This window comes from Novosphingobium lentum NBRC 107847 (assembly GCF_001590965.1).
Taxonomy (GTDB): Bacteria; Pseudomonadota; Alphaproteobacteria; order Sphingomonadales; family Sphingomonadaceae; genus Novosphingobium; species Novosphingobium lentum.
In genome coordinates this window covers 1-12,995 of record NZ_BCTW01000033.1, presented here as the reverse complement: position 1 = coordinate 12,995, position 12,995 = coordinate 1, and the positions used below count along the sequence as shown (strand labels likewise).

At 66.1% G+C, this 12,995-nt stretch carries 10 protein-coding genes; 4 read left to right on the top strand and 6 right to left on the bottom strand.

Annotated elements, in window-relative coordinates:
- The first annotated feature begins 38 nt into the window (after positions 1–38).
- Entirely contained in the window at positions 39–2,849 is a 2,811-nt protein-coding gene (locus NL2_RS19715; RefSeq protein ID WP_068078119.1) for an EAL domain-containing protein, read from the top strand.
- Positions 2,850–2,897: 48 nt separating this feature from the next.
- Here NL2_RS19715 and der read toward each other — a convergent pair whose 3' ends face one another.
- Entirely contained in the window at positions 2,898–4,265 is a 1,368-nt protein-coding gene (der, locus tag NL2_RS19710) for a ribosome biogenesis GTPase Der (RefSeq protein ID WP_068078116.1), read from the bottom strand.
- 146 nt (positions 4,266–4,411) lie between these two features.
- Here der and NL2_RS20920 point away from each other — a divergent pair, with 146 nt between their 5' ends.
- Positions 4,412–5,251 carry a CHAP domain-containing protein gene (locus NL2_RS20920; RefSeq protein WP_084356237.1) on the top strand — a complete coding sequence of 280 codons (840 nt, stop codon included), beginning with the start codon at positions 4,412–4,414 and terminating at the stop codon, positions 5,249–5,251.
- 116 nt (positions 5,252–5,367) lie between these two features.
- Here the strand turns inward: NL2_RS20920 and mmsB are convergent, their stop codons facing one another.
- The 4 genes from mmsB to NL2_RS19685 all read right to left on the bottom strand — a co-directional run bounded on the left by mmsB (position 5,368) and on the right by NL2_RS19685 (position 9,410).
- Positions 5,368–6,237: a 3-hydroxyisobutyrate dehydrogenase gene (gene mmsB / locus NL2_RS19700; RefSeq protein WP_068078112.1), complete on the bottom strand. Its 870-nt coding sequence runs from the start codon at positions 6,235–6,237 to the stop codon at positions 5,368–5,370.
- A gap of 145 nt (positions 6,238–6,382) precedes the next feature.
- On the bottom strand, positions 6,383–7,168 hold the full coding sequence (locus NL2_RS19695; protein ID WP_068078109.1) for an enoyl-CoA hydratase-related protein: 786 nt from the start codon (positions 7,166–7,168) through the stop codon (positions 6,383–6,385).
- 32 nt (positions 7,169–7,200) lie between these two features.
- Positions 7,201–8,271: an enoyl-CoA hydratase/isomerase family protein gene (locus NL2_RS19690; RefSeq protein WP_068078108.1), complete on the bottom strand. Its 1,071-nt coding sequence runs from the start codon at positions 8,269–8,271 to the stop codon at positions 7,201–7,203.
- The gene (locus NL2_RS19685) at positions 8,268–9,410 is read right to left on the bottom strand and encodes an acyl-CoA dehydrogenase family protein (protein WP_068078104.1); all 1,143 of its coding nucleotides are present in this window, start codon (positions 9,408–9,410) and stop codon (positions 8,268–8,270) included. Before NL2_RS19685 ends, NL2_RS19690 begins: the two co-directional genes overlap by 4 nt.
- Before the next feature lie 122 nt (positions 9,411–9,532).
- Between NL2_RS19685 and NL2_RS19680 the strand changes: the two genes are divergently transcribed.
- On the top strand, positions 9,533–10,333 hold the full coding sequence (locus NL2_RS19680) for a sterol desaturase family protein (protein WP_068078100.1): 801 nt from the start codon (positions 9,533–9,535) through the stop codon (positions 10,331–10,333).
- Positions 10,334–10,407: 74 nt separating this feature from the next.
- Here the strand turns inward: NL2_RS19680 and NL2_RS19675 are convergent, their stop codons facing one another.
- Positions 10,408–11,826 (bottom strand): aldehyde dehydrogenase family protein, encoded by a 1,419-nt coding sequence (locus NL2_RS19675; protein ID WP_068078096.1) that lies wholly within the window; start codon positions 11,824–11,826, stop codon positions 10,408–10,410.
- Between the two features lie 223 nt (positions 11,827–12,049).
- On the opposite strand from NL2_RS19675, the gene NL2_RS19670 reads away from it, so the two are divergent.
- Positions 12,050–12,937 (top strand): LysR family transcriptional regulator, encoded by an 888-nt coding sequence (locus tag NL2_RS19670; protein WP_068078093.1) that lies wholly within the window; start codon positions 12,050–12,052, stop codon positions 12,935–12,937.
- Positions 12,938–12,995 lie beyond the last annotated feature (58 nt).

The window sequence follows — 12,995 nt, the reverse complement described above, 5'->3', positions numbered from 1 at the left end:
ATGGGCAATGACTTTCAGGAATCGAGTTCGGCCACGCGATGTCTCGACCCAGTTTCCTGAAATTTCTCCCGACGAAGGCCGCAGCCAGCCTGCCGGGGCCAGCGCCTGCGCCGGTCGGCGGGCTGGAAATTTCCCTGTTCGAAAACTTCGAGAATTCGAACAAGGGCTGGTTCTGGGCCACCGACAGCGTCGGCAACCTGACCTATTTGTCCGACAGCGTCGCCAGCCTGTTCGGCGACATCGGCGACAGGGTTCTGGGGACTCCGTTCGCGGACCTGTTCGCACCATCGGAGAACGCGGTATCGGCGCGCGACCGGCTGCCGTTCGTGCTGAGCCGACACTCCAGTTTCGAGAAGCTGACGCTGCGCACCGTCAACCCCGGCGAGCAACGCTGGTGGGAAGTTTCGGGCCGCGCGCAGATGGATGCCGACCGCCATTTCCGGGGTTACCTCGGTTACGCGGTCGACGTGACCGAGCAGCTGCAATCCTCGCAATCGGCATCGCAGCTGGCGATGTTCGACGCGCTGACCGGGCTGCCCAACCGCCTGAGCATGTCCCGGCGGCTGGAGGAGAGCCTGCTCACGCTCGATTTTCCCGGGCGGTCGTGCGCGGTGCTGCTGGTCGATCTCGACCGGTTCAAGCAGGTCAACGATTCGCTGGGCCATCCCGCTGGCGATGCCCTGCTGGTGCAGGTCTCGGGCAGGCTGCTCAAGATCATCGGCGACAAGACCAAGATCTTCCGGCTGGGCGGCGACGAATTCCAGATCATCCTGCCCGACGTGAAAGACCGTGGCGAACTGGGCGAAATCGCCCACAACATCATCGCCAGCCTGTCGCAGCCGTATTCGGTCGAGGGCAGCCGCTGCGTCATCGGGGCATCGGTGGGGCTGGCCGTGGGCCCGGCCGACGGGCGCACCAGTGAGGAACTGATGCGCAACGTCGATCTGGCGCTGTATTCCGCCAAGGGCAGCGGGCGCGGCTGTTACCGCTTCTTTTCGACCGAGCTGCTGCAGACGGCCGAAGACCGCCGCGTGCTCGAGGAAGACTTGCGCGATGCGCTGGTCAAGGACGAGCTGGCGATGTTCTACCAGCCGATCGTCAGCACCGCGACCAACCGGGTCACCGGGGTCGAGGCGCTGATCCGCTGGCATCATCCCACGCGCGGCCCGATCTCGCCGGCGCTGTTCATCCCGATCGCCGAAGAAGCCAACCTGATCGAAAACCTGGGCGAATGGATCCTGCGCAAGGCGTGCGACGATGCCGCCAGCTGGCCCGCCGACATCCGCGTGGCGGTCAACGTATCGCCGATCCAGTTCGCGAACGAGGCGTTTCCCAGGATCGTGATGTCCGCGCTGGCCAATTCGGGCCTGCTGCCCGCGCGGCTGGAACTGGAACTGACCGAAGGCGTGTTCCTGAGCGAATCGACCGAAACCGATACGATGTTCACCACGCTCAAGAACATCGGCGTGCGGCTGGCGCTCGACGATTTCGGCACCGGATATTCGTCGCTCGGCTATCTCAAGACCGCGCCGTTCGACAAGATCAAGATCGACCAGAGCTTCGTGCGCGGGGCAACGCTGCCGGGATCGCGCAACGGCGCGATCATCGCCGCGATCGTCGCGCTGGCGGGCGCTCTCGACATGGAGACGACGGCAGAGGGCATCGAATCGCTCGACCAGCTCGACCTGATGCGCAAACTCGGGGTCAGCCACATCCAGGGCTGGGTCTACAGCAAGGCGATTGCCAATGACGAGCTGTGCGAGCAGCTGGCAAGCGGCAACTGGTCGATCCCGCCCGAGGGCCCTGCCCGCCACCGCAGCGACCGGCGTTCGATGTACCGCAAGGCCGGCGCCATCCTGGGCTGCTATTACCACCCGGTGCTGATCCGCAACCTGTCCGAATCGGGCGCGCTGGTCGAAGGGCTGATCGACGTTCCGATGGGCACCCAGATCATCGTCGATTTCGGCGAATGCCAGCTGGTCGTCGCGACCGTGCGGCGGCTGCACCGGCGCGGCCACGGCATCGAATTCGTCAATCCGCTGATCAGCGACGGGCTCGGCGGGCTGTCGCCCAGCCACCGCGTATCGCCATACCTGCTGTCGAAGAACGGGCTATCGCCCTCGACGGATACCGGCGCGTCGCGCATCTGGGACCCCACCAATGCCGTGACGGTGGAGATGCTGTCGAACACGCTGGGTCTGCCGCAGACTTCGGCAGCGCTGCTTGACGGCGAGTTGACCCATCCCGACCGGCAGGGCGGCGGCCCCGGATCGATCGGCAATGGTTCTGGCGGCAGCGGTTCTGGCGGCAGCGGGGCCGGAGGCAGCGCGTCTGGCGGCAGCGGACCCGGCGCACGGGCGGAAGCGATCCATCGCAAGGTGCAGGACCTGTTCTCCGCCGCCAATCCGCTGCAGAGCCTGTCGTTGCTCAACCCCGGGAACTACAGCCACCGCCAGCTGACCACCGACGAGTGGGATCGCCTGAAGCGCGCGGTCGAGGACAGCCACAATACGCAGCTGAAATTCATCGTCGCGCTGGTGGTGTTTACCGGTGCGCGGTTCCAGGAACTGCTCGCGGCCAAGTGGGAAGACGTGAACTGGCCGCTGCAGTTGTGGGTCATTCCGTCGGGTAAACTGGCCAAGGGCACGCAAATCCGGCTGTCCCCGCCCGCCATCGAAGTGCTGAAGCAGCTGCCGCGCGCCGACGACTGTTCGCACATGATCATCAACCCCAAGACCCGGAAGCCGTTCAACTCGGTGTTCGGCAGCTGGGACGCGGCACGCAAGAAAGCCGGGCTGGACAAGATCAGCATCCACGACTTGCGCAACAGCATCATCAAGCAGTGGTGAGGCGCGTTCCGTTTTGGACGGCTCCGACGCTAGCCGGCAACCCAGATGCTACGTCGGCGCGAACGGGTTCTTGGCGCTGCGCAGCGTCAGCCGGATCGGCACCGCATCGAACCCCAGCTCGCGGCGGATGCCGTTGACGAGGTAACGGCGATAGCTTTCGGGCAGCTGGTCCAGCCGCGTGCCGAACAATACGAAGCCGGGTGGCCGGGTCTTGGCCTGGGTGATGTAGCGCAGTTTGATCCGCTTGCCGCCGGGCGCGGGCGGCGGATTGGCGGCCAGCGCATCGTCGAACCAGCGGTTGAGCGCGGACGTGGGCACGCGCTTGGACCACGACACGCGCAAGTCGAACGCGGCCGAGATAAGTTCGTTGAGCCCTTTGCCGGTGCGCGCGGAAACCGCGATCAGCGGCACGCCGCGCACTTGCGCCAGCCCGTCTTCCAGCGCGGCGCGCACGCCCGCGAACAGCCCGCTGGCGTCTTCGGCGATGTCCCACTTGTTGATCGCGATGATCAGCGCGCGGCCTTCTTCCAGCACCAGCGAGGCGATCTTGAGATCCTGATGTTCCAGCCCGCGCGTGGCATCGAGCAGCAGCACCACCACTTCGGCGAAATCGACCGCGTGGCGCGCATCGGCGACGGCCAGCTTTTCCAGCTTTTCGATGACCAGCGCCTTCTTGCGCATGCCCGCGGTATCGATCAGCCGCACGTCGCGCAGCTCGCGCGTTTTCTGGTCGCGCCACTGCCAGTCGATCGCGATCGAATCGCGGGTTATCCCCGCTTCGGGCCCAGTGAGCAGGCGGTCTTCGCCCAGCAGCCGGTTGATCAGCGTGGACTTGCCCGCGTTGGGCCGCCCGACGATGGCCAGCTTCAGCGGCGCCTTGGGATCGTCTTCCTCGAAATCGGGCTCTTCCTCGGGCGTGGTGCCTTCAAGGTGCGGCAGCAGCGCCTCGAACAGGTCGCCCATGCCCTCGCCATGTTCGGCCGACAGTCCGACCGGATCGCCGAAGCCCAGCTTGAACGATTCGAACAGGCCGTGATCGCCGGCGCGGCCTTCGGCCTTGTTGGCGATCAGCACCACCGGCACTTTGCTGGCGCGCAACCAGCGGGCGATTTCCTCGTCCAGCGGGGTCAGCCCGGCGCGCGCGTCGATCGTGAACAGCGCCAGCGTGGCGCCGACCAGCGCGGCTTCGGTCTGCGCGCGCATCCGGCCCGGCAGGCTGGCCGCATCGTCATCCTCCCACCCGGCGGTATCGACGATGGTGAACTCCAAACCGAGCAGGTTTGCCTCGCCAAAACGGCGATCGCGCGTGACGCCCGGCTGGTCGTCCACCAGCGCCAGTCGCTTGCCGACGAGACGGTTGAACAGCGTGGACTTGCCGACGTTGGGTCGGCCGATGATGATTACCTGCGGGCGCATGGCCCCCCGTGGCCTGTGACGGCATCGATTACAAGGCGCGAAGCATATGCCGCGCACGCGATAAAACGATTGTAAGGTCTTTCCTTATCCAATGTTAACCAGTCCCGTGAGGGCTAAACTAACCCGAACGGCAGATATGTGCCGCTATGAAGGGTTGGACCGGCAATATCGCGGCGTTAGCCATTTTCCTCGCCACGGGTGCAGAGGCGGCCCCGGCGAATCTGGATTTCGGGCAGGCGCCCGACGTTACCATCCAGCAACTGCCCTACCTGCAATGCGTTCCCTATGCCCGCGAAGTGACGGGCATCAACCTGTTCGGCGATGCGCACACCTGGTGGGGCCAGGCCGCCGGCCGCTATGCCCGCGGCAACCAGCCGCGCGTCGGCGCGGTGATGAGCTTCCGCCCTTATGGCAGCATGGTGCTGGGCCATGTCGCAGCGGTCAGCAAAGTGCTCGATTCGCGCACGGTGCTGCTGCGCCACGCCAACTGGTCGCCGATCAACGGGCGGCGCGGCCAGGTGGAGGACAACGTGCGCGCGGTCGACGTTTCGGACGCCAACGACTGGAGCGAAGTGCGCGTGTGGTTCGCGCCGATTCAGGGGCTGGGCACCACGCGCTGGCCGGTCAACGGCTTCATCTATCCGCAGAAGGCCCAGATCGGCGAAGGCGTGCAGCTGGCATCGGCGCAAGTTTCGCCGCGCACCGCCGCGCTGGCGAGCGGAATGCCCGCGCGATCGCGCATCGGATCGGATTTCCTCAAAGGCATCGTGCCCGAGACCGCGCGCGGCGGCCCGGCGATGACCCCGGCAACGCGCAACTTATCCTATTCGGCCACACCCGCCGCGAGTCGCAGCTATCCGGCGCAGCCCTATCCGGTGCGCAGCTATACCGCGCAATCGTGGGACGCGCCGCGCCCGGTTACCAAGACCGCCCGCGCGCGCAACGACGATCCGATCGGCCAGATCATCGCGCGGGTGACGGACTAGAGCCGACGACGTTCGGGGAACCTGTTCCACCCCGCTCGTGTCGAGCCCAGAGCTTGTCGATGGGCTCGCGATGAGCGGGTGGAGGCAAGGCATTCAGGCCGCCAAGCTTCCCATCCCTACAAAGTCTTGATGATCGCCGAAAAATCGAGCCCGCCGTTGCCCGCTTCGGCAAACTTCGCGTAAAGTTCCTCGGCGCGTGAGCCCATCGGGACGTCGGCCCCGGCGTCCTTGGCCGCCGCCATCGCCAGCTTCAGATCCTTGAGCATCAGCGCGGTCGCGAAACCGCCCTGGTAGCCGTTGTCCGCCGGGGTCTGCGGGCCGACACCGGGGACCGGGCAATAGCTGGTCATCGACCAGTTCTGGCCCGAGGCCTTGGACGAGATGTCGTAGAACGTCTGCAGGTCGAGCCCGAGCTTTTCGGCCATGGCGAAGGTTTCGCACGTGGCGACCATCGAGGCGCCGAGCAGCATGTTGTTGCAGATCTTGGCCGCCTGCCCCGCGCCGCTGGCCCCCGCGTGGATCACGGTCTTGCCCATCGCCGACAGGATCGGCTCGGCGCGCGCGAACGCATCGTCGCTGCCGCCGACCATGAACGTCAGCGTGCCGCCGTTGGCCGCCGCGATCCCGCCCGAGACCGGCGCATCGACCATGGCATAGCCCGCCGCATCGGCTGCCGAACCGACGGTGCGCGCAGTGGCGACGTCGATCGTCGAGCAATCGAGCAGCAACGCCGACTGTGGCGCGTGGCCGATCACGTCGGCCGAATAGACGCTGTTGACGATGGCGCCGTTGGGCAGCATCGACACCACCGCATCGGCACCTTGCACCGCCTCCTTGACCGAAGTGAACGGCGCGCAGCCGTTGTCCTTGGCACGCGCCAGCGCTTCGGGCGCGAGATCGAACGCGTTGACCGAATGGCCCGCCTTGACGAGGTTCGCGGCCATGCCGCCGCCCATGTTGCCCAAACCGATAAATGCGATTTTCATTGTGCTTTCTCCTGTGTCCTCGCCACGTCGGGGGAGAGGATACCCAGGCTTGGCGCGTCTGCGCCTAGCCGAAGTTGGAGAGGGGAGCGTCTGTCTGCCCCCACTCCCAACCCTCTCCCCTGAAGGGGTGAGGGCCAAAAAATGCCTAACGGCCCGTCCACACCCCGGGACGCTTTTCGATGAAGGCTTTCATGCCTTCGGCCTTGTCCTCGGTCGCGGTCAGGATCTGGAACATGCGGCGTTCGGTCAGCAGGCCCTGGTCGAGCCCGGTCTCGAACGCGGCGTTCACCATCTCCTTGTTGATCATCGCGGCAAGCGGCGGCATCCCGGCGATCGTGGTTGCGGTCTTGAGCGCATCCTCGACCAGCCCGGCCAGCGGCACCACCCGCGCGACAAGGCCCGAGCGTTCGGCTTCGGTGGCGTCCATCATGCGACCGGTCAGGCACATTTCCATCGCCTTGGCCTTGCCCACCGCGCGCGTCAGGCGCTGCGATCCGCCCATGCCCGGCGCGACGCCCAGCTTGATCTCGGGCTGGCCGAACTTGGCGGTATCGGCCGCGATGATGAAGTCGGCCATCATCGCCAGCTCGCAACCGCCACCCAGCGCAAAGCCGTTGACTGCGGCGATCCACGGCTTGCGCGTGGCCTTGACCAGATGGCTGGTCCACTTGGCAAAGAAGTCTTCGGCATAGAAATCGGACGCCGGCTTGTCGGCCATTTCCTTGATGTCGGCGCCGGCGGCAAAGGCCTTTTCGCCCGAGCCGGTGAGCACCGCGCACCGCTGCGCCGGATCGGCCTCGAACGCGCCGAACGCAGCGACGAGGTCTTCCAGAACCTGCGAATTCAAGGCGTTCAAGGCCTGCGGGCGGTTGAGCGTGATCAGCGTGACCGCGCCCTGCTGCTCGACGAGGATGGTTTCGTAGTCTGCCATGGGTTCTCTCCAAACGCGCGTAACGCGTTACATCAAAGCGGCTGCCATTCCTCGCCCGCAGGCAAAGGAGCGAAAATCGAATCGACCAGCGCGTCGGTCACGCCTTCGGGCGTGGCCGGGTTCCATTGGGGCGCGTTGTCCTTGTCGACGATCACCGCGCGCACGCCCTCGGCAAAATCGGGGCGGGTCAGCACGCGGCTGGCGATGCGGTATTCCATCATCATGTTGTCGGCAAAACTGGACATCCGCGCGCTGTCGGCCAGCTGGCGCAGCGCGACCTTGCAGGTCTGCGGGCTTTTGGTGGCGAGCGTGGCGAGTTCCTTGTCCGCCCATTCGCCGCCTTCGGCCTGCAGCGCGGCAAGGATGTCCTCCAGCCTGTCCGACGCGAACGTGCGCGCGATCAGGGCGGCGTGGGCTGCGATTTTGGCGGGCGGGGGCGCGACCGACAGTTCGGCCAGGATATCCGGCACATGATGCGGATCGGCGGCGATGCGGCGCTTGGCCTCGGCCAGCGCGGCGCCGGGCAGGTAGTGCGTCGCCAGCCCGGCCCACAGGCAGTCCGCGCCATCGAGCCGTGCGCCGGTGAGCGCCAAGTACTGCCCCAGCCGCCCCTTGAGCCGCGACAGGATCCAGCCGCCGCCGACATCGGGAAACAGCCCGATGCCCGATTCAGGCATGGCGAAGCGCGTCGCCTCGGTCGCCACGCGGAATTTGGCGGGCTGCGAGATGCCCACGCCGCCGCCCATGGTGATCCCGTCCATGAATGCCACCACGGGCTTGGGGTAGGTGAAGATCAGATGGTTGAGCTGGTATTCGTCGTGGAAGAACTTGCGCCCCGAAACCCCATCGTCGTTCAGCGCGGAGTTGCGCAGGAACGCGATGTCGCCGCCCGCGCAGAACCCGCGCGACAGCTTGGGATCGCCATCGGCGGGCAGCGCGTGATCGATGATCACCGCTTCCACGCCCGCATCGTCCTTCCAGCCGAGCATCCCGGCAGTCATCGCGTGGACCATGGGCAGCGTCAGCGCGTGGATCGCCTTGGGGCGGTTGAGCGACAGCAGGCCGGCGGCCCCGTCGCGGTGGACCAGAACATCTTGGGTCATTGGCGAAACAGGTCCCTTCCCACGATCATCCGCATCACCTGGTTGGTGCCCTCGAGGATCGAGTGCACCCGCAAATCGCGCCAGAAACGTTCGATCGGATAGTCCTTGAGATAGCCGTAGCCGCCGAACAGCTGCAGCGCGCGGTCGACGATCGAGCTGCCGTTGTCGGTCGCCAGCCGCTTGGCCATGGCCGAAAAGCGCGTCTTGTCGGGCGCGTTGTCGCTGACTTTGGCGGCGGCCATGTAGAGCAGCGCGCGCGCGGCTTCGAGATCGGTGGCCATGTCGGCCAGCGTGAACTGGGTGTTCTGGAAATCGGCGATCGACTGGCCGAACTGCTGGCGATCGCGGGTATAGGTGATCGCCTCGTCGAGGCAGCGCTGCGCCCCGCCCAGCGAGCAGGCGCCGATGTTGAGCCGCCCGCCGTCGAGCCCGGCCATGGCGAAGCGGAACCCGTCGCCTTCCGCACCGACGCGGTTCTCGACCGGCACGCGCACGTTGTCGAAGATCACTTGCGCGGTGGGCGAGGCGTTCCAGCCCAGCTTGCGTTCGGGCGCACCGAAGCTGACGCCGGGCGTGTCCTTTTCGATGACGAGGCAGCTGATGCCCTTGGGTCCGTCCACGCCAGTGCGTGCCATCGTCACGTAGATGTCGTTGACCCCGCCGCCCGAGATGAACTGCTTGGTGCCGTTGACGACATAATGATCGCCATCCAGCCTGGCCGTGGTCCTGAGCGCGGCGGCGTCCGATCCCGAGCCCGGCTCGGTCAGGCAGTAGCTGGCGATCTGGTCCATGGTGACCAGGCCGGGCAGGAATTTCGCCTTCACGCCCTCACCGCCGAAGCAGTCGATCATCCACGCCGACATGTTGTGGATCGAGATGAACGCGCTGGTCGCGGGGCAGCCATAGGCCATCGCTTCCATGATCAGCGCCGATTCGAGCCGGCCCAGCCCGATCCCGCCCGATTCCTCGCTGACATAGATCGCCGCGAAGCCGAGCTCGGCGGCCTGCCGAATCGTGTCGCGCGGGAACGTGTGGTCCTCGTCCCACTGCGCAGCGAACGGCGTGATCGCATCGGCGGTGAAGCGGCGCGCCATCTCCTGGATGGCGAGCTGGTCTTCGGTCAGGGCAAACTGGTTCATGCCGGCGTCCTAGCGATGGTGTTGGTCGAGGCCCAGAGGGCATGTGTCGATTTGCGGCGTAACAATTTTGCGCCATACGGTAGCGACCGCGTCGGGCCGGATAGCCTTGGAGGACCGTGCAGATGGATACGATCGTGCTGGTGGCCGGACACATGCTGCACAGCGTGCAGATCGAGTTCGCGCGCTACATGGCCGGCGCGGCCGGGGTGGCGGTGCTGTATTACCTGGTCCGCAACGCGATCGCGCATCGCCGCATCCAGAACCGCGCAGCCACCAATGCCGACCGGCGCCGCGAATTCGTCCAGTCGGTGCGCGCGATCGCGGTGTTCTCGGTGGTCAACCTCATCACCTTTGCCATGATCGGCAAAGGGCTGATCCCGCTCAACCGCGGCGAACCGCACCTGGGCGTGCTGCTGGCGCAGATCGTGGCGATGACCGTGATGCATGACACCTGGTTCTACTGGATGCACCGCTCGCTGCACCGCCCCGCGCTGTTCCGCGCGACGCACGCCACGCACCATCTCAGCCGCACGCCCACCAGCTGGGCCGCGTACAGCTTTGCCTGGGGCGAAGCGGTGGCCGAATCGATCTACATCCCGGCGATGTTCGTGATCGTCTCGCTGGTCGCACCGATCGAGCCGTGGGCCGCGTTCATCGTCATGGGCCACCAGATCGCGCGCAACGCCTTCGGCCATGCCGGCTTCGAGCTGGCGTGGAGCGGCTTCACCCGCTCGCCGCTGACCCGCTGGATGACCACGACCACCCACCACGACCTTCACCACACCGAGGGCAAATACAACTACGGCCTGTACTTCACCTGGTGGGACCGGTTGATGGGCACCGAGCATCCGCGCTATCACGAACGGTTCGAGGCCGTCGCCACGCGCCGCCGCGACGCGCTGCCCGAACAGGCTACCGCCTGAGCCGGGATCGCCGGACGACGCACGGCCACCGCAGGGCGCGGATGTCAGCATCGCTGTCCGCGCCCCGTCCGTGATCAGGCCAGCTTGGCCATCACGCTGCCGAACAGCACGTCGTCGCTGGGCAGCACCTTGGGCGTGGCGAGCGGCTTGGACACCCACGTCTCGTTGATCAGGTCGCGCCAGGTGATGTTGTTGTTGGTGCCGTTGCCGCCCCAGCTGCCGCAGCCGAGCGAGAAGGTCTGGCGCATGCCGTTCCACAGGTTGCCCGAATTCGAGGCGGACTGCGGCTGGTTGACCATCACGCGGCTGGTGCGCGTGCCGTTGGCCAGCTTCATGATGTTGGCGTCCGACTGCGAATAGATGCCGCACGAATGGCCCTGGCCCTGATAGGTCTGGATCGTGTTGGTCAGCGCGATCGCCTCGTCGATGTCCTTCACGCGGTAGAGCGCCATAGTCACGGTCATCTTCTCGCCCGAGAACGGATGCTCGGGCCCCGTGCCGGTTTCGGGCACGATGAAGAAGATCTTGCCTTCGGGCAGGCCGAACCCGGCCATGCCCGCGATCTTTTCCGCAGGCTGCGCCACCGCGTTGGCGTTGATGTGGCCATCGACCCAGATCGTCGCCTGCAGCAGCGCCTTTTCTTCCGGCGTCACGACGTAGCCACCCTGATGGATCAGCTTTTCGAGCATCTGGTCGTAGATCGCATCGACCAGGATCACCGCGTTGTCCGACGAACACGATGCCGCAAGGTCGAGCGTCTTGGAGATGCGGATCTTTTCGGCCGCGTCATCGAGGTTGGCGGTCTCGTCCACGGTGATAACCGCGTTGCCCACGCCCACGCCCAGCGCCGGGGTGCCGCTCGAGTACGCTGCCTTGACCATCGGCGAACCGCCGGTGGCGAGCACGCGATCGCACTGGCGCATCAGTTCGTTGGTCTTTTCGACCGAGGGAATGTCGATGCTGAGCACCAGATCGGCCGGCGCGCCCATCTTGACGATGGCTTCGCGCATCAGGTCGCAGATCAGCTTGTTGGTCAGCTTGGCGCGCGGGTGCGGCGCAACGATGATCGAATTGCGGCCCTTGATCGCCGAAATCGCCTTGATCACCGGGGTCGCTTCCGGGTTGGTGGAGGGCGACAGCGCGCCGATCACGCCCACCGGCTTGGCGATCTTGACGATGTTACGCACGGGATCTTCCTCGAGCACGCCGACCGACTTGTCGTCGATGATGTCGTACAACGTCGCGCGGGTCTTGCGGAAGATCTTGAGATACTTGCCGTCGTAATTGCCCAGCTGCGTCTCATCGACGGTGTGCTGCGCGATCTTTTCGGCCACGTCCTCGCGCGCGACCGACCACACCATCGCGCGGATCAGCTGGTCGACCTGCTCTTGCGTGTAGTTGGCGATCTGCGCCTGCGCGGCGCGTGACCGGGCGACGAGCGCGGCGATCTCTTCGGCTTCGGTGGACTGTTCAAACTTGAGCGCGGTAGCCATTTTGCTTGTCCTCGTGCGTTGGCGAGGAACAGCCGTTCAAGCCACCACGAATGTGGCAGGCCGGGCGGACAGGTATCCTCTCACTACAATTCTGTGACGGCACTGTGCACCCTCGGGCGATTGCAGGCAAGCCGTGTCCATGCAATGCTTGACTGCAAATTTGCAGGTCGGTGGCGCACGTTCGACAGCGGACTGCACACACGACGGGACCGGGACAACAGCGATGAACTGGAGCGACCTGCAGGATTTTCTCATGATCGCGCGCAGCGGGCAACTGTCGCGCGCCGCCGCACTGGCCGGGGTCGATGCCACCACCATGGGCCGCCGCCTGCGTCGGCTGGAGGCGCGGCTGGGGCAGACGCTGTTCGAGCAGACGCGCGAGGGCCAGGTGCTGACCGAGGCGGGCGAGGCGATGCTCGCGCAAGTCGAGGCGATGGACCAAGCCGCCGGGCGCATTGCCGAAAGCACGCGCGAAGGCAGCGGCCCGACCGGCACCTTGCGCATCAGCGTGTCCGAGGGCTTCGGCACATGGATCGTGGCCGCCAACGTGCGCGATTTCATGGCGCGCCACCCCCGGCTGGTGCTCGATCTTGTCGCCAACAGCGGCTTCCTCAGCCCGTCGAAGCGCGAGGCGGACCTTGCCGTCACGCTGTCGCGCCCGCGCGCCGGGCCGGTGATCGCGGGCAAGCTGTCGGACTACGCGCTGCGGCTGTACGCCTCGGCCGACTATCTGGCCGCGCATGGCATGCCGGAAAGACCCGCCGACCTGGCGCACGGGCACCCGCTGGTCGGCTATATCCCCGACATGGTCTATGCGCCCGAGCTGCGCTACCTCGCCGAAATCCACCCCGGGCTGGTCGCCAGCCTGCGCAGTTCCTCGATCAATGCGCAGCACCGCCTGATCGCGGCGGGCGCGGGGATCGGCGTGCTGCCCTGCTTCATCGGCGATGCCGACGCGGGCCTCGTGCCCGTGCTCCCCGAACGCCGCATCCTGCGCAGCTTCTGGCTGGTGACGCACAAGGACACCCACCAGCTCGCCCGCGTCCGCGCGTTCAAGGACTGGCTGACCGGGCTGGTCGCGCGGGAGCGCGGGCGGTTGCTGCCGGGTTAGCGGGAGTGTTGTTTCCCGCCTCACGGAATCGTTGTCCAGCCTCACGGCTGGAAGCGGC

Bases quoted from the DNA above. Each gene is read 5' to 3' on its own strand.
- NL2_RS19695 (WP_068078109.1), bottom strand. From the start codon at position 7,168: ATGGCAGACTACGAAACCATCCTCGTCGAGCAGCAGGGCGCGGTCACG.
- NL2_RS19685 (WP_068078104.1), bottom strand. From the start codon at position 9,410: ATGAACCAGTTTGCCCTGACCGAAGACCAGCTCGCCATCCAGGAGATG.
- mmsB (WP_068078112.1), bottom strand. From the start codon at position 6,237: ATGAAAATCGCATTTATCGGTTTGGGCAACATGGGCGGCGGCATGGCC.
- der (WP_068078116.1), bottom strand. From the start codon at position 4,265: ATGCGCCCGCAGGTAATCATCATCGGCCGACCCAACGTCGGCAAGTCC.
- NL2_RS19670 (WP_068078093.1), top strand. From the start codon at position 12,050: ATGAACTGGAGCGACCTGCAGGATTTTCTCATGATCGCGCGCAGCGGG.
- NL2_RS19690 (WP_068078108.1), bottom strand. From the start codon at position 8,271: ATGACCCAAGATGTTCTGGTCCACCGCGACGGGGCCGCCGGCCTGCTG.
- NL2_RS20920 (WP_084356237.1), top strand. From the start codon at position 4,412: ATGAAGGGTTGGACCGGCAATATCGCGGCGTTAGCCATTTTCCTCGCC.
- NL2_RS19715 (WP_068078119.1), top strand. From the start codon at position 39: ATGTCTCGACCCAGTTTCCTGAAATTTCTCCCGACGAAGGCCGCAGCC.
- NL2_RS19680 (WP_068078100.1), top strand. From the start codon at position 9,533: ATGGATACGATCGTGCTGGTGGCCGGACACATGCTGCACAGCGTGCAG.
- NL2_RS19675 (WP_068078096.1), bottom strand. From the start codon at position 11,826: ATGGCTACCGCGCTCAAGTTTGAACAGTCCACCGAAGCCGAAGAGATC.